Below are 25,466 nucleotides of genomic sequence, written 5' to 3' on the forward strand. Positions count from 1 at the left end.
CTTGCAACGGTTATCATCAATATCGCGTCACGGATTGCCGTTGTTCACAGGTGCCGGGGGTATGATCGGCTGTTCAACGGCAATTTCTTCAATGACGGAAAAATGAATGCTTACGTAAACTTTACCATTCTCTGCGGTGACGTGCAAAACTTTTTCGTCCTGAATGAACGCATCTTTACCAGCTTTTTGCAAAATGTCCGCTCTGGCGAATTTTTTCGCGATCTCCGTCGCCTCTTCCTTGCTCAATTGCTTCGTCATCGGCTCGATTTCCGAGTATGTGACGGTCTTCCAGCCAATCGGCAACGTATACCCGGCGTAGGAGGGGACGAACCGTTTTTCTTCCGTCCGGGCCTGTGCAAACACTTCCTTGGTTAATGGCCAGACCTGAATCGCGTAAGACCCTACCAGCAAATACTGCTGCTTTTGCCGCTCTCCGGTCAGCCGATAAAGGGTTTGCTTTAGCGGTACTGTTGTGTTGCTGACATACCAGACCTCGCCTTGTACCTTGCCGCGCGCGGATACGGCCTGCTGGCGCTCTTCGTTGCCGATGATGCCGGAGATGAGCACCTGCCCTTTTTCGACGAGCTGGTTGTTCGTCACCTGGCTTTTGCCGACCTCCGGAAGAATTTTGTGGATGACCGCCCGTTTTTTCGCCACGAGATGGCGCGGGCCTGTCGCGAGCGGCTTGACAGGCGCTTCCTTCTCCACTACTTGCAGCCTGACCTTCGTGCCCTGGATGTCGATGCCGACCCAGGCTGCTTCGGGCAGCAGACTCAGCAGTTCTTTTTGCAGGATCAGCGGTTCCTTTAGTTTGACCTTCCAGGCGCCTTCCTTAATCCCGATCTGTCCGGCAGCCTGTATGACCCGCGCCGGATCGATATACTTGGTTCCGGTCACTTCGACGCTCCATACAAACGAGGAGAGCATGTACAATCCGATCAAAAACAAAACCGCCCCGATAGCCAGTCCCGCGCGTCTGCGCACGCGCAAAAGCCAAAACGGAAGGCCCTCCCTGCTTTCCACATGACTGCGACAGCCTGTCTCCCGCAACAGCGGCCGCAGGCGAAAATAGTCGCGAATCAATATATCGCAGCGACTCACCTCCGAACCGACCCTGCGAATATTCCAGATCCGGATGCCCTCCCGTACGGCCATATTCAGCAAACGCTCAAAACGCTTCCCCCGCACGGTAATGGTGATGTGTCCATCTACCCATTCCTTGAGTCCGTTTCGCATCTGTGCCGTCTCCACCTTTCTTTGCGCTACTTGTCCTGCGGCCCTGTCTCCAAAAATTTGACCCCGCCAATCCGACCTTCGAGCAGCACCTCTTCCGGCAAAATCGCTCTGATGACAAGCTGTTCGCCTGAGACTATCATCTGCCCGTTTGTAAGCAGCAAGCGCAGCTCATGTTCACTGAAATGCAAAACACCGCGATGATTCTCTATGTACATTTGCAAATGACCGATCATCGTAATCCGCGGGACTTCCAGGACCACATCTTGCGGCAGATCCAACACACCTCCGGCCAATTGGCGCAGACGGCGGCTCCAACGCTTCATGGATAAGCCCCCCTTCTACTGGCGCATGCGCCGTTTTCTAAATTGGGTCGTGCCAATCTCGCTTCCGGGCTGCTGGTGCAAGATCATTCTTACCTATGCGTATGCGAGCGATTTGTGTGTCATTCATACGAAAAGCCGATCCGCGCATTTCCAGCAGAGACAGCCGATTTTTGGCGGAAAAGGGGGCATGGGCAAAAACAAAAGACCTCTGGCACTTTGGAGATTCCAAGTGCCGGAGGTCTATCGCTGCTGTTCTTTTGCAAGGAAGGCGGACAACTGCTGTTCGCTTCGTGTAAGCGTCCTCCATTTTTTCAGGACCCGCTTGACCTTTTCCGCGGAGCAGCCGCAAGCAATGGCTGTTTCATAGATGGATTTTCTTTCAAAGATGGCAAGGCGAATCACTTTTTGGCGAAAGCGTCCCATTTGCTCAAAAATTTGCTCACTCATTCGCTTGTCCACCACTCCTTCTCATCAGTGGAAACGGTTTCTATACACTACAGGATATTCAACCGTATTCGTGGAGACAAGCCCAAATTTTCGACAAGCGCAAACACCCGACAGGCAACCATGATGTTCGCCTGTCGGGTGTACAAATAAGCTATTTGATCGCGTTGCGGGAGCGCTCGGCAAAGTAAGGAGCTTTGGAGCGCGGCGCCCCAAAAATCAGCGCCCACTTCATGCCCTCGCGCGGGTCCGCAGTGTTGACAGACCGCGGCTTCGCTCGCTGTGGAGCCGGCTCTGCTGCCGCAGCGGACACGCGGATCGTGGAGCCATTCGAAGCGCGCGCAGGCTCGGGAAAGGCCCATTCCTGCTCCACTCCGACGCCTTCCATCGACTCTGTGTCCGGCTCGATTGGCTCGTATTTGGCAGAAGCCCGCACCGTTTGCCGCTCCTGTGTCACAGCGGGCTCTTCCACCCAGGGGGTTTCGACAGGCGTCAAGGGGCGGTTCGGCTTTCCTTGTGCCATCCTTTTCCCTTTGCCGCCCAAGCCCAGCAGTTTGTAACCGATGTAGCCCAGTATGATAAACCAGTACTTTCCAATCAGAGGCAGAACCCAGCCAAACAAGTCAAAGAGGAGCTCAATGAGTTCGTCCATGGCAATCGCCCTTACTCTTTCCGATCAGGCGAGTCATGGTCCGGTTTGTCACCCGGATGCCCGAACGATTGGCGCATTTGGGTATCCGCTGCGATGTTTTGCAGGTTGTAGTAATCCATGACGCCCAATTTGCCGCTGGTCAACGCTTCTGCCAACGCAAGCGGAACCTGTGCTTCTGCCTCTACTACTTTTGCCTTCATTTCCTGTACGCGCGCCATCATTTCCTGCTCCTGGGCAACCGCCATCGCACGGCGCTCTTCGGCTTTTGCCTGCGCGATGCGCTTGTCGGCTTCGGCCTGGTCGGTTTGCAGTTGCGCCCCGATGTTTTTGCCTACATCGACGTCTGCAATGTCAATCGAGAGAATTTCAAACGCCGTTCCTGCATCCAGACCTTTGTTCAGTACGGTTTTGGAGATGAGGTCCGGATTTTCCAATACGTCCTTGTGACTGTTGGACGAACCGATGGTCGAGACAATGCCTTCTCCGACACGCGCGATGATCGTTTCTTCGCCCGCACCACCGACCAGGCGGTCAATGTTGGCGCGTACAGTCACTTTTGCTTTGGTGCGCAGCTCGATCCCGTCTTTTGCCATCGCTGCTACGACTGGCGTTTCAATTACTTTCGGGTTAACGCTCATTTGTACCGCTTCCAATACGTCGCGCCCTGCCAGGTCAATCGCTGCGGCGCGTTCGAAGCCGAGCGGAATATCTGCGCGCTGCGCTGCGACCAGTGCGTCCACGACACGGTCTACGTTACCACCTGCCAGATAGTGGCTCTCCAACTGGTTTGTATCCAGTTGCAAACCAGCCTTGCGCGCCTTGATGAGCGGGTTTACGATGCGCGACGGAACGACGCGGCGAAGACGCATGGCGACGAGCGTAATGATCCCGATGTTCACACCCGATGCGAGGGCGGAAATCCAGAGCATCACCGGAACGAACGAGAAGAAAATCGAGAGAGCTACGATGGCGACCGCCACCATAAAAATAAGAGGTATCAATCCGCTTTCCAACATGTGCAAATCACTCCTTTATTCTTGTTCGGCTACAACGACGCGCGTACCTTCTACTTGCACCACGACAATCGCCGTTCCGGGGTCGATAAAACCTCCGGCCGAAACCGCATCAACGCGTTTTCCTTCCACCTTCACAACACCAGCCGGACGCAAAGGGGTAAGGGCAATCCCCGTCTTCCCGGCGAGGTCACGCTGGTCCTTCGGCGCTACATATCCTTCCTCGTTTCGCTGTACGTCACCGAGAACAAATTTGCCAAACAACCCTCTGACGCCGTACCGTTTGATGAGCAAAAATGTGACGAAAGCCGTGACGGCTGCGGCGATGCCCAGCGAAGCGAGCCCCTGCTGCGTGTCGTAAGCAGCCATTACCAGCCCGGTCACGATACTGATGAAACCGATCGCCCCGACAATACCGCCTGGCAAAAATATTTCCAAAATCATGAGTAATATTCCGACCACAAACAGACCGATGTGCAGCCAGTTTGCAAAGCCTGCCACATAATGGCCGAAGAAATACAGGCCAAAAGAAACGAGAGAGATCGTACCTGCGACACCAAAGCCAGGTGCAAACAGCTCAACCACAATTCCCACCAGACCGATGACGAGCAAAAGACTCATGACATACGGACTGGTCACCCAGCGCGCGACTATTTCCCCGCCTGTCGGCTCGATCATCTGGAGGGAGTCGCCTGCAATCCCCAGACTGGCAAGCAGCTCTTCCTTGCCGGAAACGACGCGATCCGCGTAGCCCAATGCTTTTGCTTGCTTGGCATCGAGCGAGAGCACCGTGCCCTTCGGCTTCAATCCCGGAAACTCCGTATCAATTTCGACCATGGCCCGCGCCACATCGGGATTTCGGTTGTTCAATCCGGCCGCTGCCGACATTTTTTTGCTCCACCCGGAGATGAACTTGATGTCGGCTGCATTGCCTGCCAGATCAATCGGAGTCGCTGCCCCTATGCTGCTGCCTGGTGTCATAACGATTTCGTTGGCGTTTAAAGCGATATAGGTACCCGCTGAAAAAGCCTGATTGTCAATGTAGGCAACGGTATGCATGGGAGATTGGCGGATCAGCTGCCCAATCTGGTCGGCAGCATCCACTTCGCCACCTGGCGTATTGATATGCAAGATGACAAGGTCTGCCTGCTGCTTTTCCGCGTCAAGGAAAGCTCTCTTCAGGAAGCTTTCCAGACCGCGCTCAATCGTGTTGTCTACCGGAACCCAGACCGCTTTTTGATAGGTTTGGGCAAAAGTCCCCGGTGTTGCGAGAAACATCGAAAGCCCCATCATCATGCAGAGAAACGAAAAGAGCAGTCGCACACGACGCAAAGCTGGCCTTGCTGTAGTCATTGCATGTACCTCCTTCCTTGTATCAGCTTCAGCATCATGCCCACTATGGTATACGAAAAAGGATGGAGATTGTTTCAAAAAAAGAAAAAACCCAGCCATCTTCTTCCGGCTGAGTTTTTCCGTTCGTATCTATATGAGGTGTTGCTCGTCTACGATGGTAGTTCCTCAGATACAATCTTTTGCACGAGGGTTCCGTCTGCTCTGCCTTTCACTTTCGGCATGATTGCCCCCATCACTTTGCCCATTTCCTTTTTGGAAGAGGCATTCGTGGCGGCAATCGCTTCCCGAACGATTTGGCGAATTTCGTCTTCGCTGAGCTGAGCGGGCAAGTAAGCGGAGAGCACGTCGATCTCTTCGCGCGATTTTAAGGCAAGTTCCTCACGGCCTGCCTTCTCGAATTCGTGGAGGGATTCACGGCGTTGTTTTAACTCACGAGTCAAGATGGTCAGCACTTCGTCTTCAGACAAAGTTCTGCCTTTGTTAATCTCTTCATTCTTTAAAGCGGCTTTCACCATGCGAATAACAGAGAGTTTTAGAGCAGCTTTGTCCTTCATCGCTTGCTTCATATCTTGATCGAGTCGCTCCATTACACTCATGATGGGCCCTCCGTCCATTAGTACTTACGTTTGCGAGCTGCTTCGGATTTCTTTTTGCGCCGAATGCTAGGCTTCTCAAAGTGACGACGTTTACGCAGTTCCGCCATCACACCGGATTTGGCGCTCTCACGCTTGAAGCGGCGAAGTGCGCTATCCAAAGACTCGTTTTTCTTGACTCGAATTTCTGCCATTTGTCTTCCCTCCCTCCGCTAAAACCGTGGGACGCCTGAATCGTGGTACGAACAGACTGTCACACTTCATTATAGGATAATTGACTAATGCAGGTCAACCTTTAGTTCTTTTTTCTTCGTGAAATCCAGGATCATGATTGCAGACGGCGAAACGCGACTGCAACGGCCAGTCCCGCAATTTTGTCTTGCGGCCATAACGGGCGCGTGGTAGCATGACTTCGAGGTTGGAGAAGGATCATGAAAAAAAGGAGTTCGTGCACATGAAACCAATTGCGCTGGAACAGGCTGCCATCAACGCGGAAGGACTCTTGCTGGCAGGTTCCCCGCATCTTGCCGTGTCATCCGTTCACTTCGATACCCGCCAGTTGAATCCGGGGTCATTGTTCGTGGCGATGACAAGCGGTATACGGGATGGTCACGATTTTTTGCTGCAAGCCGTCGAACAGGGCGCTGTAGCCGCAATCATATCCAATCAGGAAAAAATTCCTGCAGGCTTGCCAAAAGACTTCGGTCTGATTCTCGTCAACGACACGCTGCGCGCTTTTCAAAAGCTGGCAGCAGCTTATCGCAAACAGTTCGCCATCCCGCATATCGCCATCACGGGCAGCATCGGGAAAACAACGGTCAAGGACATCGTTGCCCACGTACTGGAGGCGCGCTCTCCCGTTTACAAAACATATAAAAACCTGAACAATCATCTCGGTGTGCCGTTTTCCCTGCTGCAAGTCGAGGAGAAGCATCAGGCTGCCGTCCTGGAGCTTGGGATGAATCACGCCGGAGAAATCGACCTGCTCGCCAGTCTGGTCAAACCGCAAATCAGCGTCATTACGTTCATTGGCGAGTCGCATCTGGAGTTTTTCGGCACGCGGGAAAAAATTGCGCTCGCCAAAGCGGAGCTGCTGCCGCACACAGCACCGGACGGCCTCGTTCTGCTGAACAAGGATTCGGAGTATTTGCCGCGCATTGCCCACCTGTATCCCGGCGAGATCATGTACTACTCGGTCAAGGAGCCTTGTGACCTGTGGGCAGAAAAGATCGAGCCGACCGACAGCGGGACACAGTTTGACGTCTGCTTCGCTTCCGGGGAGCGTTTTTCTGCATTTCTTCCCCTGCACGGCAAGCATAGCGTGCTGAACGCCCTGCCAGCAGTCGCCATCGCCAAGCGTCTTGGCATGAGCACTGAGCAGATCGTCCAGGCACTGGCGACTGTCAAGCTGTCCGCCATGCGCTTTGAGCAGGTGCCCTCCAGGCACGGTTCGCTGTACATCAGCGACGCCTACAACGCCAGCCCGTCGTCGATGGAAACCGCTTCCCGCACATTTGCCGAACTGTTTCCGTCTCGCCAAAAAGTGCTCGTCCTGGGCGACATGTACGAGCTGGGGCCGCAAAGCGCCCAGATGCACGCCGGAGTCGGCCAAGCGCTCACAGACATTGCGGATCGCATCGAGCTGCTCGTCACCGTCGGCGAAGACAGCCGCCACTTGCACGATGCCTACGGCGGCAACAAGCTGCATTTTGCCACGAAGGCAGAGGCACTCACCGCTCTCTTGCCGCTGCGCGATGCAAGCCACGCCTTTTTGTTCAAAGCGTCAAAAGGCATGGAACTGTGGACATTGCTTGACGATCTGGAAAATCACTTTTGAAATACAGCGCCTCTCGTCTCGACGGGGGGCGCTTTTTTCGGTTCGGCTGCGGTTCTTGTTGGCCTTTTGGCATCCGAATACGAAAAAAAGGCGCTATTTGCTAGCACCTTTTCTCGTTCCCGCTTCCAGCTATTCCAGCCCTTCCGCCTCGACGATGTTGCGCTGCTTGTCGGCATGGCGTTCGAGCGCAAGCTGCACGAGACGGTCAATCAGCTCGCTGTAGCTGATTCCTGCTGCCTGGAACAGCATCGGGTACATGCTGAACGGCGTAAAGCCTGGCATGGTATTCACTTCGTTAATGTACAGTTTGTCATTTTTCTCATCCCAGAAAAAGTCGACACGGGAAAGCCCGGAACCATCCAGCGCCTGGAACGCTTTTTTCGCGATGTCGGCGATCCCTTCGGCGACATGCGCCGGAATGGCCGCAGGAATGGACAGCTCTGTGCCCGCTCCTTTGTACTTGGCTTCGTAATCGTAAAATTCCTTGGCCGCGATAATCTCGCCCACCACCGACGTCATGAGCTCCTCGTTGCCAAGTACGCCGATCTCCAGCTCCCGCGCCTGGACAAATTCCTCCACGATCAGCCTGCGGTCAAAGCGGGCAGCGAGATTGAGTGCCTGCACAAGCTCCTCGCGGTTTTTCGCTTTGCTGATTCCGACGCTGGAGCCCATGTTCGCTGGCTTGACAAAGCACGGATAGCCGAGTTCACGCTCGATTTTTTCCGCGACTTCCTCGGGGCTTTTTTCCCATTGCGAGCGCAAGAGCCCTACGTACTTCACCTGCGGCAGACCGACCTGGGCGAAGACCGTCTTCATCATCCACTTGTCCATGCCGACAGCGGAGGCCATGACGCCCGTGCCGACATAAGGCAGGTTGGCGAGCTCCAGCAGCCCTTGAATCGTGCCATCCTCGCCATTTGGTCCGTGTACGACCGGGAAGACCACGTCTACCTGCTGACCGATGGAAAACATGGACGCCGGCTTGCTTGCCGTAATGAGCTCCTGTCCAGCCGCGGCTGGCTGGTTAGGTGACTGTGCGCCAGCCGTCAGGCGCAGCGCGTCGATTGTTTCCGGCAGCTGGCCTGCCAGCGCCTCTCCTTTTACCCAAGAGCCGTCCAATTGCACGTAAATTGGCGTTACCTCGTATTTATTCGCATCCACAGCCTTCATGATCGACAAGGCTGTCCGCAAAGAAACCTCGTGCTCCGAGGATTTTCCCCCATAAATAATTCCCAGACGGATTTTTTCTGTTCCCATCCGTGCCATGCTCCTTTCCTATGTGGCAGGCAAAAGAGTCTACCTTAGTTTCATCTCTCCCCTATACTATGCAAACGCCCAGATTCTGCACGTTGTACCGGGCAAAAGCTCGTCATTTAGCATACACAAACCGATCGGCAATTACAAGAGAAGCAAGTATCACCCACCGCGAAACTTCGTCATATCATGGGGAGTAAAAACGCTGTCATGGAGCTATTTTGCTGGAGGGATGTCCATGAGAGACTACTTGCTTTACTGTACCTATTGCTCCTCGTACACGCTATTGCACAGCTACGACAAAGACAACGGCACTTTTTTGGGGGAGTACTCGCTCCTTCACAACGACTACACGCGGGACAGCATCGTCCTGAACAAATTTTTGCTCGCTCACCTTGGGCACACCATCCGGCCGATTCCCTCCCAGACGGATGACTATCGGCAAATTATTTGCAACGCCTCCCATTTTCTTGAGGATGACATCGACAAATATGTGGAGGAAAGCCAGCAACGGGCGAAGCTCCGGGAGCGGGACCGCAAAAGCGAGCGTGAAATCGGCCAGGTCCAGCTCTACCTCATCGAGCATTTGCTGACCCACGAGCTGCAGACATTAAGCCAGGCCCGCGCTGCCACCCCCGCCGAAGGACAAGTCTTGCTCGGAAAAGAGCTCGGCTTCAAAAAAGCTCTCGACCTCGTCCGGCAGGTGAAAAACGACAAACAGTTTGCACAGTAAGCCCGGCAGTCTGACGAGCTAGACGGCGGGTGTCAGCCAGCTGGCCCGAGTAGCGCCCCCATTTTCCCCATGAACGCAAAAACAGCGCCAGATACGCTTCGGCGCTGCTTTCTTTTTCTACTTGCGATCACGCACTTCAAAAATGGCAAACTTCAAGTAATGCGCTTCGTCAGCCCCGCTGATTTGCGGATGGTCCTTCCCGGCTCCGCGCCACTCGATCAGCCGCAAGATTTTTTTCGCATCGACCGCCGCGTCCTGGATCGTTTCCAAAAACAGCTCGGGAGACATGTGGTACGAGCAGGAGGCCGTGACCAAAAAGCCGCCCGGACGGACAAGCTTCATCCCGTTCAGGTTAATATCCTTGTAGCCGCGGCAGGCGCCTTTGACGGCTCCTCGCGACTTGGCGAAGGCTGGCGGGTCGAGAATGACCACGTCCCAGCTTTTGCCCGCCTCCACATTTGCCCGCAAATAGTCAAACGCATTGGCAACGACAAACTCGACGCGGTGCAAAAAGCCGTTCAAGGTAATGTTGCGCTTCGCCGTTTCGATGGCGTGCTCGGAGATGTCAAGCGCGGTCACTTTTTTCGCCCCGTGCTTGCAGGCGTTCAGCGTGAACGAGCCTGTATGCGTGAAGCACTCCAGCACCTCTGCCCCGTCCCAGAACGGATTTTTGACGACTTTTCCGCGCTTGTCGACAGGCATGAGCTTTTGCTCGCCGTCTATTTCTACGTGCTGGAGGGTAATGCCGTGCTTTTCGCCCCAGCCTTTCATCAGTGGCGCAATCGAAGCGCGGTTTTCCCGCTGGTCGTAGAAAAATCCGGTTTTTTGCCCCTCGACGATGTCCACGTAGTATTTCAGGCCGTTTTCCTCGATCAATACTTCACGCGGACATTCTCCGTACAGGACGCCTTTTCCTTCCGCCAGCCCTTCCAGCTTGCGCACAGGCACGTCGTTGCGCAAATAGATGCCTGTCGGCGCAAACACTTCCACGAGCGCATCGCGAATCCAGTCAATCCGCTTTTCCATGCCCAGCGAAAGAACCTGTACAACCAGTGTATCCTCGTAACGATCGACGATCAGCCCAGGCAAAAAATCGGCCTCTCCGTAAATGACGCGGCAGGCGCGCGGGTTGTCCACAAACCTCTCGCGAAACTGCGCTGCCTGTCTGATTTTGCGCAAGAAAAACGCATAGTCGATCACTTCGTTCGGATCGTAGCTCAAAATGCGCACGATCATTTGCGAGGCGGGGTTGATGTAGCCTTTTGCCAAAAAGTGGCCTTTGTGATTCGTAACCTCGACGATCTCCCCCGGCACGACCTCACCCTGGATTTCCATGACCTCCGATTGGAAAACCCACGGATGTCCCGCTTCCAGCCGCTTTTTCCGATGCTGATTCAGTAACACTCTCGCCATGCAGTTGACCCTCTCCTTGTCATGCTTGCCCTCGTACAGGCATAGCGTAATAGTAATTTCCTTTGCATTTGGCTCCGCATGCTTGCGGCCAGCCTCGCTTGTACTGCAATCAAGAAGGAGGAACCCAGCTTGTGATCTTCTCCATTCTCGTCCCGTTTACGATCGGGCTCTGCTTTTTTCTCATTGGTATGTATGCGATGCGGACCGGCTTTCAAAATCTGGCGGGCAAAAAAATGGAAGAATGGATGTCGCGCTTCACCCGCACGCCCTACCATAGCTTCTGGATCGGACTGATCGCCACGTTTGTCCTGCAAAGCTCCAGCGCCGTAACCGTCCTGACCATCGGCCTGACCAATGCCGGCATCATCCAGTTCGCCCAGACGGTCGGCATCATTCTTGGCACCAATCTGGGCACGACGGTGACGACAGAGCTGGTCGCATTGAAGCTGGAGTCGTTCGCCATCCCCATGCTGCTTGTCGGCGTGGCTCTCTGGCTGATGCCGCGCCGAAACGTTCGCTGCACGGGCCTTGTCATTGCCGGGTTCGGCCTGATCTTCCTCGGAATTGATACGCTGAAGCTGATGGCAAAGCCGTTGGAGCAATCCGAGACGTTCCGCTCCCTGTTCCTGGAGAGCAGCCATTCCATCTGGATCGGCCTTGTCACGGGAATTGTTTTCACCGCGCTCATCCACAGCGGGTCAGCGACGACTGTTATCACGATGGGGCTGCTCAGCCATCAGATTTTGTCCATGGAAACAGCGCTTGCCATCGTGCTCGGAGCCAATATCGGCACATGCTTCACCGCTGTTGTTGCCGCAATCGGAGCGAATATTGCCTCGAAGCAGGTTGCCTGGTGCCATACCCTGTTCAACGTCGCAGGCGCGATTGTTTTTTTACCTTTTTTAACCCAGCTTGCCCAGGTAAGCGCCTTTTTAACGGATAGCCCTTCGATGCAGATTGCCCATTCCCAGACAATCTTCAATCTGATCTGCTCGATGGCCGCCTTGCCGTTTGCGTCCCAGATTGCCCGCTTTATCCAGTGGATCATTCCGGATAGACGGCAACCGCCTGCAACGACCGTCTGGCTCAATAAGAAAACGGGATGAGGTACAGCGAGGTGACGACGCCCGCGACGATCATCGCGACGCTCGAAGCCGCTGTCTGGACAGGGGAAATCCGGTTCAAGCTGGCTGTTCCAATCGCATGCGCACTCGTTCCCACGGCGATTCCGATTGCCCAGTCGTCGGTAATCCGGCCCCATTTGAGGACAGGGCGCGCGATCATCACCCCGACCATGCCTGTCAGCGCCGTAAAAAAGGCAGCAAGAGCAGGCACTCCGCCAATCGACGCCGCCAGTTCCAAGGCAATCGGCGTCGTGACCGATTTGCTCAGCATGCTTCTGAGCAGCAAGTCATCTGTGCCAAAGCACCAGTGGATCGCATACACAGACGCAATCGCCACGGCACACCCCGCACAGACGCCGAGCAAAACGCCGCGCCAGATGTGGGCAAACTCCCGGATTTGTTTGGCGAGCGGAACCGCCAACGCGACGGTAGCAGGACCGAGCCAGAACGAAATCCACTTGCCCCCATCAGAAAAAGCTTCCCAGTCATCGCTTGCGGCCCACCAGATCAGCCAGACGAGCACGACAGCGACAATGATCGGCTGCAAGCGGGGAAAGCGGGCGTTTACCAGGAGTGCCCCGCGATAGCCTGCCAGCGTGACGAGAATCGCCAACCATTGACTAAGCATCCAGCGTCCTCCTCTCCTCCACTGCCGCAGCTTCTGTCTTTTGCTGCTGGCGGTGCAAATAGCTCTGGACCACCCGGCCCGTGACGAGCATGACCAAAAGCGGCCCCACAATCAGCGACAGCGCAATCGGCCACGGAGCCTGGGCAAACAAATTCAGATAGGTGGCTACCCCGACGATAATCGGGACGAAAAACAGCATCATGTGGCGAATGAGAAACATACTCGCCTTCTCTACCCACTCCATCCGAATCCAGCCGGTGACAAGCCCAATCGTCAACAAGAGCATCCCGACCAGGTTGCCAGGCAAAGGGATGTGCAGCCACTCGCTCGCCAGCACTCCCACTCCGTAAAAAGCAAGAAGAATACCGATCCCTGTGACCATTTTCATCTGTCACAACCCTCCCCGTTTTCTCTTCCCATAATCTTTTTTGGAGCGCTCACAAATTTAGGACGGAAAAAGCCCGGCCCTTACATCGGCCAGGCTTTGTTTGCGTTCTAGTATCCGGTGCCTGTTGCTTTTGCCCCAGTCACAATCGCGATGCCGGAGCTCGTACCGATGCGGCTCGCACCTGCCTCGATCATGGCGAGAGCTGTCTCGCCGTCGCGCACACCGCCGGATGCTTTTACCCCAATATCAGGGCCGACAGTTTTCCGCATCAAAGCAATGTCTTCTACAGTGGCTCCACCTGCGCCAAAGCCGGTGGACGTTTTCACATAGTCTGCGCCTGCTTCCACGCAGAGCTTGCAGGCGATTTCTTTTTCCTGATCGGTGAGAAGCCCTGTCTCCAAAATGACTTTCACGAGCACATCTCCGGCCGCTTGCTTCACGGCAGCCACGTCCTGCTTCACTGTTTCCAGATCACCGGATTTCAGGGCGCCGATGTTCAGCACCATATCGATTTCGGTTGCGCCGTTGGCAATCGCGTCGCGTGTTTCCGCCACTTTTACCGCAGTCGTGTTCGCTCCCAGAGGAAAGCCGATTACGGTGCACACTTTCACATCTGTACCCGCCAACAGCTCGGCAGAACGTTTTACCCAGAAAGGATTGACGCACACAGACATGAAATCGTGCTCTTTTGCTTCCGCGCAGAGCTTGTCGATCATCTCTTGCGTAGTTTCCGGCTTCAAAAGGGTATGGTCAATGTATTTGTTCAACTGCATAAACTACACCTCAATCCCGAGTTTTTGGAAAGCAAGGCGAAAAATGTCGTCGTTGTTCCGGTATCCCCGCTGCAGTTGCAGCTCCCATGCCTCTTTGGCAGGATGCCAGTGGACGTCATTGATTTCTTCCAGTTGCACCGTAATCTCTGTGTTGTAAGCTTCAACCAGATAATAGTGGACTTCCTTGTCGACGGACTCCCCCGTCACCGGATGCGTGTAGACGTAAGTAATCATGTCGAGTTTGGGGCCGAGACGCCCTGCCACTCCTGTTTCCTCCAAAACTTCACGCAGAGCGGTTTCCTCGATCGTCTCGCCGAGTTCCTGCTTGCCTTTTGCCAGCGTGACTTTGCCATAGCGGTCTTCGATCAAAAGAAGCATGTATTCCCCGTCTTGCAGCTGATAGACTACGCCTCCTGCCGATATTTCCTTCATATGGCCCGCTCCTTCAAATAAGACGGCTGCTCCGTTTCAAGGACGCGGACAAACGTCCCTTGGCAATATTCAGAGCCAGGTTCGTCCAGTCTGACCTTGCAAATTTTTCCGATCATGCTCTCGTCGCCAGGGAACACGACATTCAAGTAGTTGTCGGAGTAGCCCATTAACAGTCCGCTGTCCGGCGCATCCTTGAACGGACGCTCTGGAATTACTTCCAGCACGTCGCCGACGAATTGCTTGGCGTAAGCCATGGTCAGCTCCCGGTTCAGCTCAAGCAATCTCGTTACGCGCTCGTGTTTTACCTCTTCCGGAATCTGATCGGTCATCCGTGCAGCCGGCGTACCAGTCCGCATCGAATACGGGAAGACGTGCAGCTCTGCAAACCCGATTTTCTTGATGAAGTTGTAGCCGTTCATGAACTGCTCCTCGGTCTCGCCCGGGAAGCCGACAATGACATCTGTCGTAATCGCCACACCTGGCAGCGCTTCACGCACTTTCACCATTTTTTCGTAAAATTCGGCTGTCGTGTACTTGCGGCGCATGCGCTTCAGCACTTCGTCATCGCCTGCCTGCAACGGCACGTGCAGATGGCGCACGATACGGTCGGAATTGTTGATAACCTCGATGACTTCATCGGTAATCTGGCTCGCTTCAATCGAGCTGATGCGGATGCGCTTGAGCCCATCCACCTGATGCAAGTCGACCAGCAGCTTGGCCAGGTTGTAGTCTTCCAGGTCTTCGCCGTATCCGCCTGTATGAATCCCGGTCAAAACAATTTCCAGGTAGCCTGCTTCTACCAGCTTCTTCGCCTGCTCGATCACGCTCTCCGGCTTGCGGGAGCGCATCAGGCCGCGCGCCCACGGAATGATGCAAAACGTGCAAAAGTTGTTGCAGCCTTCCTGGATTTTCAGGGAAGCGCGGGTTCTGTCCGTGAAGTTCGGAACGTCCAGTTCCTCAAACTCGCGCGTTTTCATGATGTTGCCAACCGCATTGATCGGCTTGCGCTCGGCTTGAATTTGCTTGACGTATTCCGTCAGCTTCTCACGCCCTTGCGTTCCCACGATGATGTCCACGCCAGGGATTTGCGCGATCTCGCCGGGAGACGTTTGCGCATAGCAGCCGGTTACGGCGACAATCGCGTCCGGGTTGCGCCGGATCGCGCGGCGGATGACCTGACGGCTCTTTTTATCACCTGTATTCGTAACGGTACAAGTATTAATCACGTAAACATCGGCGTCATCCTGTTCAAAGTCGACTCGCTCGTAGCCTTCTGCCTTGAACAGTTGCCAGATCGCCTCTGTCTCATAGCTGTTCACTTTGCAGCCTAATGTATGAAAAGCAACGGTAGACATTGCCATTCCTCCTTTCGCTTGCGCTCACCCTTTGCGATGCGACGAAGCTTTTCGTTCAAACTGGTAGGAAGCGGCGGCGAGCACGTACTGGCTTGCCGTTTCCGTGCGCAAAATGCGGGGGCCGAGGGACACTGGCAAAAATCCTTTGTTCTCCGCCTGGACCACTTCCTCCGGGGAAAAACCCCCTTCCGGGCCAATCAGGACGAGCAGGGAGTCGCCTGCTGCCATTTGCTCCAGCACTTCATGGATCGTCGTACTGCCTTCCTTTTCATAGGCGATGGCGACATGCGTATAGGCTTGACCTGCCGCAAGCGCCTCGCGAAACGAAACAGGTGCGAGCAGCTCAGGCAAAACAGCCCTGTGTGACTGCTCGGCCGCCTCCTTGACGATTTTGCGCCAGCGCTCCAGCTTTTTCGCTTCTTTTTTGGCGTCCAGCTTGACAATGGTCCGCTCGGAAGAAAACGGAAAAAAGGAGTACGCCCCAAGTTCCGTCCCCTTTTGCAAGATCCACTCCATCTTCTCGCCTTTTGGCATTCCTTGACCAATGGTGACGCGGATCGGCAGCTCACGCTCTTCCTGGAGCATTTCAATCACTTCTGCCTGGACTTCCTTGGCAGAAAAGCTGACGAGCCTGGCTCGCGCCGTTCTGCCCGCTCCGTCCGAAACGAGGATTTCGTCCCCGATCCGCGCCCGCATCACGTTTACGATATGGTGAACATCGTCTCCGATAATCGTTAGCTCATGCTCATGAAAGAGATGTGGCTCGACAAAATATCGTTGCATCTCGCCAACCTCACTATTCTATCGTTTTTTTGCAACAATTGCTACCCAGTCGTCGATGAAAATGGTTTCCACGACTTCAAGCCCGGAAGCAATCAAAGCGGCTTTGACGTCCGCTTCCCGCGCCTCGATAATGCCGGACGCAATAAACGTGCCGCCTGGCTTCAGCAAGCGGAATACATCGTCTGTGAAGCGCAGGATGACTTCCGCCAAAATGTTGGCGACGATGACCTCCACCTGCTCCTCGATGCCATCCAGCAGGTTGTTCTGTCTGACGGTGATTTGCTCGTGCACGCCGTTCAGCTCGGTGTTGGCCTGAGCGGAGCGCACCGCCACCTCGTCCAAATCCATCGCAAGCACGTCTTTGGCACCGAGCTTGACTGCGGCAATGCTCAAAATCGCCGTTCCGGTTCCCACGTCGTACACGCGATCGCCTTTTGCCAAATACTTTTCCAGCGCGCGCAAGCAGAGAATGGTTGTCGGATGCGTGCCTGTACCAAAAGCCATCCCCGGGTCCATCTCGATGATGATTTCTTCCGGATGCCGCGGCTCATACTCTTCCCAGACAGGCTTGATCGTCATCCGGTCGGAGACGTGCACAGGCTTGTAATACTTTTTCCAGGCGTGGGCCCATTCGTCTTCATGGACATCGTTTACCGCGATGGTCGCCTTGCCGATGTCCAGGCCGTAGTCGGTCAGCTGGGCCAGTTGCTCTTTCAATTCTTCCACGACATCAATCAGCTCACTGCTGTCGACAGGCAAATACGCCTTGACGAATACGCCCTCGTCCGGAAAATCGTCAGGAGAGAGCTGGTAGATTTCGCCAAAAGGGGTATCCCACTCGCGATAGAGCACCTCCGGGTCTTCGATGACGACACCGTTGGCCCCCATTTCATAGAAAAGACTGGACACCGCCTCTGTAGCCTCCGCTGTTGTATGGATACTGATTTCTGACCATTTCACGAATCTACCACTCCCCACTTTTGCTACCTGATGGACTTATTCACTACAAGCGGACAAAACCGCGACCGATTACTCGCCGCGGAATGCCCGTTTCATTTTTTCAAAAAAGCTTTCATCTTCTCCGCCATGCTGCCCCGGCTTCTCTCCGGACAACTCGGCCAACTCGCGCAAAAGCTCCTTTTGCCTGTCGCTCAGCTTCGTCGGCGTGATGACGCGCACTTTGACGTGCTGATCGCCACGGCCGTTGCCGCGCAGATGCGGCACCCCTTTTCCACGCAAGCGGAAGAAGGTTTCGGTCTGGGTTCCCGCGGGGATTTTCAGCTTCACGCGGCCATCCACGGTCGGAACCTCAATCTCATCGCCGAGCGCTGCCTGTGCAAAAGTGAGCGGCACTTCGCAGTAAATATCGTTGCCTTCGCGCTCGAAAAACTCGTGGCTTTTCACGCGCAGCACGACATACAAATCGCCCGGAGGTCCTCCGTTGACACCCGGTTCCCCTTCGCCAGCGACGCGCAGTTGTGCTCCGTCATCGACACCTGCCGGTATGTTGAGATGAATTTTGCGACGCACCTTGACGCGTCCGCTGCCTCGGCATGTGGAGCATTTTTCCTTGTAAACCTTCCCTTTGCCTTCGCATGTGGAGCATACACGGCGGTTGACGATGCGGCCAAACGGCGTGTTGGCTGCCACTTCCTGCTGTCCGGTTCCGTGACAAGTTTTGCAAGTCTGGACGCCTGTGCCCGGTTTCGCCCCGGAGCCAAGACACGTATCGCATTCCGCTTCTTTCGGAATTTCCACGTCGGTTTCTTTCCCGAATACCGCGTCGATAAAGTCGATGCTCAGGCCAAACTGCAAATCGGCCCCTTTGCGCGGCGCGTTCGGGTTCGCGCGTCTGCCGCCGCCACCGAAGAACATGTCAAAAATGTCTCCGAAGCCGCCCATGCCCGAAGTGTCAAACCCACCGCCGCCAAAGCCCTGATTCGGGTCCTGATGGCCGAACCGATCGTATTGTGCGCGTTTTTGCGGTTCAGACAGGACATCGTATGCTTCCTTGACTTCCTTGAACTTTTCTTCCGCATCAGCCGCTTTATTTACATCCGGATGGTACTGGCGCGCAAGTTTTCGGTACGCCTTCTTGATTTCCTCGGCGTCCGCGTCCCTGGACACTCCCAGAACCTCGTAGTAATCGCGTTTCATCTCCTAGATCACTCCCATGATAGTCAACTGTTATCATAGCATGTGACAGACCCGAAAAAAAGTCAAAGTCAGCTTTTGCGTGACTTTGACTTCCATGGGGTCACATCGCGGGGAGCGAGGGGAGAGTCGCTCTCCCCTCACACTTCCTTCGTGATTACTATTTCTCGTCTACCACTTCATAGTCAGCATCAACGACATTGTCCTTCTTCGGTTCTTGACCTTCTGCTGCGCCCCCTGCATTTTGCTGCGCCTGTGCAGCCTGCTGATAGAGCTTCACGGTGATTTGTTGGATGATCTCGGACAGTTCGTCTTTTGCAGCTTTGATTTCGTCAATGTTGCCGCCTTCCAGCGCTTTTTTCACTTTGTCTTTGGCAGCGTTCGCACGGTCAATCTCCGCCTGGTCTACCTTGCCATCCACGTCTTTGAGTGTCTTCTCGGTAGTGAATACGAGCTGGTCAGCTTCGTTGCGGATTTCCACTTGCTCTTTGCGCTTTTTGTCCTCTTCCGCATTCAGTTCGGCTTCTTTAACCATGCGTTCGATTTCTTCATCCGACAAACCGGAGTTGGACGTAATGGTGATGCGTTGCTCTTTGCCTGTGCCCAGGTCTTTTGCACGCACGTTCACGATCCCGTTTGCGTCAATATCGAAGGAAACTTCGATTTGCGGAACACCGCGTGGCGCTGGCGGGATGTCAGACAGCGTGAAGCGGCCCAGCGATTTGTTGTCGGCCGCCATTTGGCGCTCGCCCTGGAGAACGTGGATTTCTACAGAAGTCTGGTTGTCAGCAGCAGTAGAGAACACTTGGGATTTGCTGGTTGGGATGGTCGTGTTGCGATCGATCAGCTTGGTGAATACGCCACCCAATGTTTCAATACCCAGGGACAGCGGAGTTACGTCGAGCAGGACGACGTCTTTCACGTCACCAGTCAGTACCCCTGCTTGCACGGCAGCACCCAGCGCTACCACTTCATCCGGGTTCACGCCTTTGTGCGGTTCTTTGCCGATGAACTTCTTGATCGCTTCCTGTACGGCCGGAATACGTGTAGAACCGCCGACGAGGATTACGCGGTCGATTTCGCTTGGCGTCAAGCCTGCGTCTTTCAGCGCCTGACGGGTTGGACCCATGGTGCGCTCTACGAGTTCAGCGGACAGCTCTTCGAATTTGGCGCGAGTCAGGTTCATCTCCAGGTGTTTTGGACCTGTCGCATCTGCTGTAATAAATGGCAGCGAGATGGTCGTGGTCAGCACGCCAGAGAGGTCTTTTTTCGCTTTTTCCGCCGCGTCTTTCAAACGTTGCTGAGCCATGCGGTCTTTGGACAGGTCAATGCCGTGCTCTTTTTTGAACTCGTTCACGAGGTAATTGATAATCACATTGTCGAAGTCGTCCCCACCCAGCTGGTTGTCGCCGGAGGTCGCTTTTACTTCGAAGAAACCGTCGGACAGTTCCAGAATGGAAACGTCAAACGTACCGCCGCCAAGGTCGAATACGAGAACGGTTTGGTCTTCGGTCTTTTCCATACCGTATGCAAGAGCTGCTGCGGTTGGTTCGTTCACGATACGCAGCACTTCCAGACCGGCGATTTTACCGGCGTCTTTGGTCGCCTGGCGTTGGGAGTCGTTGAAGTAGGCAGGTACAGTGATAACCGCCTGCGTTACAGGTTGGCCCAGGTAAGCTTCCGCGTCTGCTTTCAGCTTTTGCAGAATCATCGCCGAGATTTGCTCTGGGGTGTACTGTTTGCCTTCCAACGTTTCTTTGTGGGTCGTTCCCATGTGGCGTTTGATGGAAATAACCGTGTTGTCAGGGTTGGTGATCGCCTGGCGTTTTGCCGCTTCCCCTACGATGCGCTCGCCGTTTTTGAAAGCGACCACAGAAGGAGTGGTGCGGTTTCCTTCAGCGTTGGCGATAACGACCGGCTCGCCGCCTTCCATTACCGCTACGCAAGAGTTAGTAGTTCCAAGGTCAATACCAATTACGCGACTCATACAATATATCCTCCTAACACTTTCTCATCGAATGAATAGATGAAATCAAGCTTATTCGTTCACTTGAACCATCGACGGACGAACGACGCGGTCTTTGAACATGTATCCTTTTTGCAGTTCGGCCACTACGACGCCCGATTCATATTCAGGGTTCTGGGTCTGCATGACAGCCTGATGGATGTGCGGGTCGAACGGTTTCCCTTGTGCCTCGATGGCGCTCAAGCCTTCTTTTTCAAACACTTGCACCATCTGGCGGTATACCATGTTGACTCCTTCCAGAAGCGATTCTACCGTCATGGATTCCTTGTCGGCAGCCAGTGCGCGCTCGAAGTTGTCGAGAACCGGCAGCAACTCTTCCACGATTTTCAGGGAAGCGTACTTGGCCAGGTCCTCCTGCTCCTTGCGCACGCGACGTCTCAAGTTTTCCATGTCAGCCATGGCGCGCAGCATGCGGTTTTGATGCTCCTCCGCCTGTGCCTTCCACTGGGCTGCTTCCTGCTCCCAGTTCACTTCGGCCGTCTGTTGCTCTCCGGCTGTCTCATTGGCTTGCTCCTCTGCGACAGACGGATCTTGGGTCATTTTTTCCTCGCTCAACGTCGATACCTCCTGGGGGCTCTTTCCTGATTTGAAAAATCAGCGAGCCATGCTCCATTTATTTCTCAAACTGCGAAGTCAGCATGCGCGATAAGCCTTCTGCCAAATAATTGAGTACGGAAATGACTTTGCCATATTCCATTCGCGTCGGGCCAAGTATGCCAACCATGCCTACGGGCTTGCCTCCAAGCGAGTAGGAGGTGGTGATGATACTGCATTGCTTGATCGCGTCCAGCTGGTTTTCCTGACCGATGCGCACCTTGAGTCCCTCTCCCGGCATTCCGATCAAGTGCAATAACTGATCCTGTTGCTCCAAAAGCTCCAGAATGTCCTTAACCTTGTCTACATCGCGGAATTCCGGCTGGTTCATGATTTTGGTCGCACCGCGTAAGTATACGCGTTCCTCTTCCGGCTTCAGCGACTTGTCGAGAATCATCAGCATTTCCTCGTACTGCTCCGCATTGCGGCGCATCTCGCCCGATATTTCCTGATAGACGCGCTGCTTCAACTGCCACAGCGGCACATCGGTCAGTTTGGCATTCAACAGGTTGACGAGGCGCTCGATTTCGCTTGGGCCAATGCCTTCGGGAAGATCGATCAGCTTGTTCTCCACGCGTCCGGTATGCGTAACGACAATCGCTACCGCCTGTGTCTCGTTCAGAGGAACGATTTGAATATGTTTTAACCGATGCTCAAAAATCTCCGGTCCCAGGACAATCGCCGTGTAATTGGTCAACTGGGAAAGAATTTGAGCGGTGTACTCTACCACCTTTTCGGAGTGGAGAATACGCTCGGCAAACAACTGTTTCAGCTTGCCCAATTCGGCCTCGCTCAAGTGCTGTGGCTGAATCAGATTGTCGACGTAAAAACGGTACCCTTTTGTCGAAGGAACTCGTCCTGCCGACGTGTGAGGCTGCTCCAAGTACCCAAGCTCTTCCAAATCGGACATCTCGTTGCGAATGGTCGCCGAAGAAAAGCCGATGTCCTCCCGTTTGGAAATCGTCCGGGAACCGACCGGTTCGGCAGAATGAATGTAATTATCGACAATCGCGTTCAAAATCAATTGTTGGCGGTCAGATAACATGGATGTCGCTCGCCTCCCCGATGAGCATTCAATCATATGGTGGTCGCTCCGCTGTTCGGAACGTTTGTTAGCACTCATACGTAACGAGTGCTAAATCTATTTACTAAGGTATCAATAGTAGAAGGATTTGTCAACGGACTTGGACGAGATACGCAGTCAAATTCTCACATTTTTCGCCAGCAGCGTCCCGATTTTAGCGCAGAAAACGCGCAAATACTTCATTCCCGAGCGGAAGTCCCTTTTGGGTCAGTCTCAGACAGCCGTCCTGCTCTTCCAGCATGCCTTTGGCAATCTCTTCTTCTATTATCGTCCCAAAAACCTCGTGCGCAGATACGCCAAAACGCGAAGCAAACTGGGCCAGATCGACTCCTTCCCGCAAGCGCAGCCCCAAAATCATCTGTTCCTCCATCGCATCTTCCTTCGGCACCGCAAACTGTTCGACGCGCGGCAAGCCTTCCTTGCATTTTTGCATGTAGAGCATGAGCGGTCCGGCGTTGACATGTCTTTGCCCGCACACGTAGCCGTGGGCGCCCGCCCCCAAACCATAGTATTCACGATTGAGCCAATACGTTTTATTATGTTTGCTCTCGTAGCCCGGTTTTGCAAAATTGCTGATTTCGTACTGCGGGTAGCCGTGACGCTCCATCTCCTCGATCAACACCAGGTACATTTCAAGCTCGGTTTCTTCCGACGGGAGCGGGAGCTGGTCTTTTTGATAGAGCGTATGGAACAGCGTATTTTCCTCAACCTTGAGGCTGTAGGCGGAAAAGTGCGTCGTTCCCAGCGCGAATGCCTTGTCCAACGTCTCGCGAAAAATCTCCAGCGTCTGGTCCGGCAGGCCAAACATCAAATCGATGCTCACGTTCGCAAACCCGACTTGCTTCGCATTCTCGATGCTGCGGTACACGTCGTCGCGGTCGTGAATCCGGCCCAGCCGCTTCAACAGGGCATTGTCAAACGACTGCACGCCAAAGCTGAGCCGATTGACGCCAAGCTCGCGCATGATCCGCAGCTTTTCCACATCGGTCGTCCCCGGATTGGCCTCCATCGTAAATTCGATGTCCTCCGTCCAATAGGGGCCAAGGTGAGTCTGCACGGTCTGCAAAAATTTTCGCATCTGGGCGTGGTCGAGAAAAGTAGGTGTACCGCCGCCGACGAAAATCGTCTTGACCTCCTGAACTGGCTGCTCGCGGAACGTCAGCTCCATCTCCTTGTCCAAGGCGTCCAGGTAGTCCCAGACCAGCTGCGGATTGTTCGTCACAAACGAGTTGAAATCGCAGTAGTAGCATTTATTTGTGCAAAAGGGAATGTGGATGTATACCGATTGCGGCATCAGGACTCTTCCCCTCCTTCGTGTTTGAATACAGGTGAAAAACCCGTTCGCGCAAAGACTGCGCTGCGCTTGTCAACGAATGGAAAAGACCTGACACAAGGTCAGGCCTATTTCTTGTCATCCATGCGCAATACAGCCATAAACGCCTCTTGCGGCACCTCGACGGAACCGACGGCTTTCATGCGCTTCTTTCCTTCTTTTTGCTTTTCGAGCAGTTTGCGTTTCCGCGAAATGTCCCCGCCGTAGCACTTGGCAAGAACGTTTTTGCGCAGCGCGCTGATCGTTTCGCGGGCCACGACCTTGTGCCCGATGGCCGCCTGAATCGGCACCTCGAACTGCTGGCGCGGAATCAGCTCTTTCAGCTTTTCGCAAATCACTTTTCCGCGAGCGTAAGCCGTATCCTTGTGTACGATAAACGACAGGGCATCGACCATCTCGCCGTTTAGGAGAATATCCATCTTCACCAGCTTGGACGGCTTGTAGCCTGCCAGCTCGTAGTCAAAAGAGGCGTATCCGCGCGTACCCGACTTCAGCAGGTCGAAGAAGTCGTAGACGATCTCGGAGAGCGGCATGTCGTATTTGAGCTGCACGCGGTTTTCGCCCATGTACTGCATGTCGAGGAAGTCCCCGCGCTTGCCCTGGCAAAGCTGCATGACGTCGCCGACGTACTCTTTTGGCACCATGATCGTGGACAGCACGTACGGCTCCTCGATCATTTCGATTTTTTGCGCTTCCGGCATCTTCGACGGGTTGTCGATCTCGATCACTTCGCCATTCGTCCGGGTAATGCGGTAAATTACGCTCGGCGCAGTCGTAATCAGGTTGATGTTGAACTCGCGCTCGATGCGCTCCTGGATAATCTCCATGTGCAAAAGTCCCAGGAAGCCGCAACGGAAGCCAAAGCCGAGCGCTTGCGACGTCTCCGGTTCGAATTGCAGCGACGCGTCGTTGAGTTGCAGCTTTTCCAGTGCTTCGCGCAGGTCGTTGTACTCGCTTGTCTCGATTGGGTACAAGCCGCAGAATACCATCGGGTTGATCTTGCGGTAGCCCGGCAGCGGCTCGGCAGCAGGTCGGGCCGCATCGGTGATCGTATCCCCGACGCGCGTGTCGCCTACTGTCTTGATTGAGGCGGCCACGTATCCTACATCACCGACAGTCAGTTCCTCCACCTGCGTCTGGCGCGGCGTCGAAGTACCGATCTCCGTCACTTCAAACGACTTGCCGGTCGCCATCATTTTGATTTTCATGCCTTTTCTGAGCGTACCGTTGACGACGCGAATCGAAGCGATAACCCCTCTGTACGGGTCAAAATACGAGTCGAAAATCAGGGCCTGCAACGGCGCGTCCGGATCTCCCTCTGGAGCCGGCACTTTTTGCACGACTGCCTCCAGCACTTCCTTGATCCCGATACCTGCTTTGGCAGAAGTCAGCACCGCTTCGCTGGCATCCAGGCCGATGACGTCCTCTACCTCTTGCTTCACGCGCTCAGGCTCTGCGCTCGGCAGGTCGATCTTGTTGACGACCGGAATGATCTCCAGGTTGTTGTCCAGCGCCAAATAGACGTTGGCAAGCGTCTGTGCCTCGATTCCCTGGGCAGCGTCTACGACGAGAATCGCCCCTTCACAGGCAGCCAGGCTGCGGGATACCTCGTACGTAAAGTCTACGTGTCCAGGCGTGTCGATCAAGTGGAGAATGTAATCCTCTCCGTCATCTGCTTTATAGTTCAAACGCACGGCATTCAGCTTGATTGTAATCCCGCGCTCTTTTTCCAGCTCCATCGTATCCAGAAACTGGGCTTCCATCTCACGTGCAGTCAATGCTCCGGTCAGCTCCAAAATGCGGTCTGCCAGCGTCGACTTTCCATGGTCAATGTGGGCGATGATGGAAAAATTTCGAATCCTTTTCTGTCTTTCACGGCGATCCATGTGTTGTTCGTTCCCTCCCACGCGAATCCATCGAAACATGCAGATTGCGCTCGAA

At 54.5% G+C, this 25,466-nt stretch carries 26 protein-coding genes; 3 read left to right on the forward strand and 23 right to left on the reverse strand.

What is annotated here, in order from left to right; all coding sequences use genetic code 11:
* Positions 1-27 precede the first annotated feature (27 nt).
* From yqfD to rpsU, 8 genes are all read right to left on the reverse strand, one after another.
* On the reverse strand, positions 28-1,236 hold the full coding sequence (yqfD, locus tag EDM57_RS09845; protein WP_122904595.1) for a sporulation protein YqfD: 1,209 nt from the start codon (positions 1,234-1,236) through the stop codon (positions 28-30).
* A gap of 26 nt (positions 1,237-1,262) precedes the next feature.
* Complete coding sequence (gene yqfC, locus EDM57_RS09850; protein ID WP_122904596.1) at positions 1,263-1,559, reverse strand: sporulation protein YqfC; 297 nt, start codon at positions 1,557-1,559, stop codon at positions 1,263-1,265.
* Positions 1,560-1,799: 240 nt separating this feature from the next.
* Positions 1,800-2,006, reverse strand: coding sequence for a sigma-70 family RNA polymerase sigma factor (locus EDM57_RS09855; protein WP_122904597.1), 207 nt, complete (start codon positions 2,004-2,006; stop codon positions 1,800-1,802).
* Positions 2,007-2,157: 151 nt separating this feature from the next.
* Positions 2,158-2,655 carry a hypothetical protein gene (locus tag EDM57_RS09860; protein WP_122904598.1) on the reverse strand — a complete coding sequence of 166 codons (498 nt, stop codon included), beginning with the start codon at positions 2,653-2,655 and terminating at the stop codon, positions 2,158-2,160.
* An 11-nt stretch (positions 2,656-2,666) separates the two neighbouring features.
* Entirely contained in the window at positions 2,667-3,671 is a 1,005-nt protein-coding gene (floA, locus tag EDM57_RS09865; RefSeq protein ID WP_122904599.1) for a flotillin-like protein FloA, read from the reverse strand.
* A gap of 15 nt (positions 3,672-3,686) precedes the next feature.
* Entirely contained in the window at positions 3,687-5,021 is a 1,335-nt protein-coding gene (locus EDM57_RS09870; RefSeq protein ID WP_122904600.1) for an NfeD family protein, read from the reverse strand.
* Between the two features lie 149 nt (positions 5,022-5,170).
* On the reverse strand, positions 5,171-5,617 hold the full coding sequence (locus EDM57_RS09875) for a GatB/YqeY domain-containing protein (protein WP_122904601.1): 447 nt from the start codon (positions 5,615-5,617) through the stop codon (positions 5,171-5,173).
* A 17-nt stretch (positions 5,618-5,634) separates the two neighbouring features.
* A complete protein-coding gene (gene rpsU / locus EDM57_RS09880) occupies positions 5,635-5,808 on the reverse strand; it encodes a 30S ribosomal protein S21 (RefSeq protein ID WP_005833076.1) in 174 nt (57 codons plus the stop codon).
* 260 nt (positions 5,809-6,068) lie between these two features.
* Between rpsU and EDM57_RS09885 the strand changes: the two genes are divergently transcribed.
* The gene (locus tag EDM57_RS09885) at positions 6,069-7,451 is read left to right on the forward strand and encodes a UDP-N-acetylmuramoyl-tripeptide--D-alanyl-D-alanine ligase (protein ID WP_122904602.1); all 1,383 of its coding nucleotides are present in this window, start codon (positions 6,069-6,071) and stop codon (positions 7,449-7,451) included.
* 129 nt (positions 7,452-7,580) lie between these two features.
* On the opposite strand, the gene EDM57_RS09890 is transcribed toward EDM57_RS09885, so the two are convergent.
* Positions 7,581-8,708: a D-alanine--D-alanine ligase gene (locus tag EDM57_RS09890; RefSeq protein ID WP_122904603.1), complete on the reverse strand. Its 1,128-nt coding sequence runs from the start codon at positions 8,706-8,708 to the stop codon at positions 7,581-7,583.
* 235 nt (positions 8,709-8,943) lie between these two features.
* On the opposite strand from EDM57_RS09890, the gene EDM57_RS09895 reads away from it, so the two are divergent.
* Positions 8,944-9,438: a hypothetical protein gene (locus tag EDM57_RS09895; RefSeq protein ID WP_122904604.1), complete on the forward strand. Its 495-nt coding sequence runs from the start codon at positions 8,944-8,946 to the stop codon at positions 9,436-9,438.
* Positions 9,439-9,555: 117 nt separating this feature from the next.
* Here EDM57_RS09895 and EDM57_RS09900 read toward each other — a convergent pair whose 3' ends face one another.
* A complete protein-coding gene (locus EDM57_RS09900) occupies positions 9,556-10,851 on the reverse strand; it encodes a class I SAM-dependent rRNA methyltransferase (RefSeq protein ID WP_122904605.1) in 1,296 nt (431 codons plus the stop codon).
* Positions 10,852-10,982: 131 nt separating this feature from the next.
* Here EDM57_RS09900 and EDM57_RS09905 point away from each other — a divergent pair, with 131 nt between their 5' ends.
* Entirely contained in the window at positions 10,983-11,957 is a 975-nt protein-coding gene (locus tag EDM57_RS09905; RefSeq protein WP_122904606.1) for a Na/Pi cotransporter family protein, read from the forward strand.
* On the opposite strand, the gene EDM57_RS09910 is transcribed toward EDM57_RS09905, so the two are convergent.
* The 13 genes from EDM57_RS09910 to lepA all read right to left on the reverse strand — a co-directional run bounded on the left by EDM57_RS09910 (position 11,938) and on the right by lepA (position 25,411).
* Positions 11,938-12,603 carry an LrgB family protein gene (locus EDM57_RS09910; RefSeq protein ID WP_122904607.1) on the reverse strand — a complete coding sequence of 222 codons (666 nt, stop codon included), beginning with the start codon at positions 12,601-12,603 and terminating at the stop codon, positions 11,938-11,940. The genes EDM57_RS09905 and EDM57_RS09910 overlap by 20 nt on opposite strands.
* Positions 12,596-12,991 carry a CidA/LrgA family protein gene (locus EDM57_RS09915; RefSeq protein WP_122904608.1) on the reverse strand — a complete coding sequence of 132 codons (396 nt, stop codon included), beginning with the start codon at positions 12,989-12,991 and terminating at the stop codon, positions 12,596-12,598. The genes EDM57_RS09910 and EDM57_RS09915 overlap by 8 nt, the downstream gene beginning before the upstream one ends.
* A 107-nt stretch (positions 12,992-13,098) precedes the next feature.
* Entirely contained in the window at positions 13,099-13,764 is a 666-nt protein-coding gene (deoC, locus tag EDM57_RS09920; RefSeq protein ID WP_122904609.1) for a deoxyribose-phosphate aldolase, read from the reverse strand.
* A gap of 3 nt (positions 13,765-13,767) precedes the next feature.
* The gene (locus tag EDM57_RS09925; protein ID WP_122904610.1) at positions 13,768-14,196 is read right to left on the reverse strand and encodes an NUDIX hydrolase; all 429 of its coding nucleotides are present in this window, start codon (positions 14,194-14,196) and stop codon (positions 13,768-13,770) included.
* Complete coding sequence (mtaB, locus tag EDM57_RS09930; RefSeq protein WP_122904611.1) at positions 14,193-15,551, reverse strand: tRNA (N(6)-L-threonylcarbamoyladenosine(37)-C(2))-methylthiotransferase MtaB; 1,359 nt, start codon at positions 15,549-15,551, stop codon at positions 14,193-14,195. The genes EDM57_RS09925 and mtaB overlap by 4 nt, the downstream gene beginning before the upstream one ends.
* 24 nt (positions 15,552-15,575) lie before the next feature.
* Complete coding sequence (locus EDM57_RS09935; protein ID WP_122904612.1) at positions 15,576-16,334, reverse strand: 16S rRNA (uracil(1498)-N(3))-methyltransferase; 759 nt, start codon at positions 16,332-16,334, stop codon at positions 15,576-15,578.
* 18 nt (positions 16,335-16,352) lie between these two features.
* Positions 16,353-17,294 (reverse strand): 50S ribosomal protein L11 methyltransferase, encoded by a 942-nt coding sequence (prmA, locus tag EDM57_RS09940; protein WP_122904613.1) that lies wholly within the window; start codon positions 17,292-17,294, stop codon positions 16,353-16,355.
* 69 nt (positions 17,295-17,363) lie between these two features.
* The gene (gene dnaJ / locus EDM57_RS09945; protein ID WP_122904614.1) at positions 17,364-18,491 is read right to left on the reverse strand and encodes a molecular chaperone DnaJ; all 1,128 of its coding nucleotides are present in this window, start codon (positions 18,489-18,491) and stop codon (positions 17,364-17,366) included.
* A 157-nt stretch (positions 18,492-18,648) separates the two neighbouring features.
* Positions 18,649-20,475, reverse strand: coding sequence for a molecular chaperone DnaK (gene dnaK, locus EDM57_RS09950; protein WP_122904615.1), 1,827 nt, complete (start codon positions 20,473-20,475; stop codon positions 18,649-18,651).
* Between the two features lie 51 nt (positions 20,476-20,526).
* Positions 20,527-21,069: a nucleotide exchange factor GrpE gene (gene grpE / locus EDM57_RS09955; protein WP_122904616.1), complete on the reverse strand. Its 543-nt coding sequence runs from the start codon at positions 21,067-21,069 to the stop codon at positions 20,527-20,529.
* A 58-nt stretch (positions 21,070-21,127) separates the two neighbouring features.
* Positions 21,128-22,153 carry a heat-inducible transcriptional repressor HrcA gene (hrcA, locus tag EDM57_RS09960; RefSeq protein ID WP_122904617.1) on the reverse strand — a complete coding sequence of 342 codons (1,026 nt, stop codon included), beginning with the start codon at positions 22,151-22,153 and terminating at the stop codon, positions 21,128-21,130.
* 193 nt (positions 22,154-22,346) lie between these two features.
* Entirely contained in the window at positions 22,347-23,489 is a 1,143-nt protein-coding gene (hemW, locus tag EDM57_RS09965; RefSeq protein ID WP_122904618.1) for a radical SAM family heme chaperone HemW, read from the reverse strand.
* Between the two features lie 104 nt (positions 23,490-23,593).
* Positions 23,594-25,411, reverse strand: coding sequence for a translation elongation factor 4 (lepA, locus tag EDM57_RS09970; protein WP_122904619.1), 1,818 nt, complete (start codon positions 25,409-25,411; stop codon positions 23,594-23,596).
* Between the last annotated feature and the right edge of the window lie 55 nt (positions 25,412-25,466).

It is taken from the genome of Brevibacillus gelatini, assembly GCF_003710935.1.
In the GTDB taxonomy this organism is placed as follows: domain Bacteria; phylum Bacillota; class Bacilli; order Brevibacillales; family Brevibacillaceae; genus Brevibacillus; species Brevibacillus gelatini.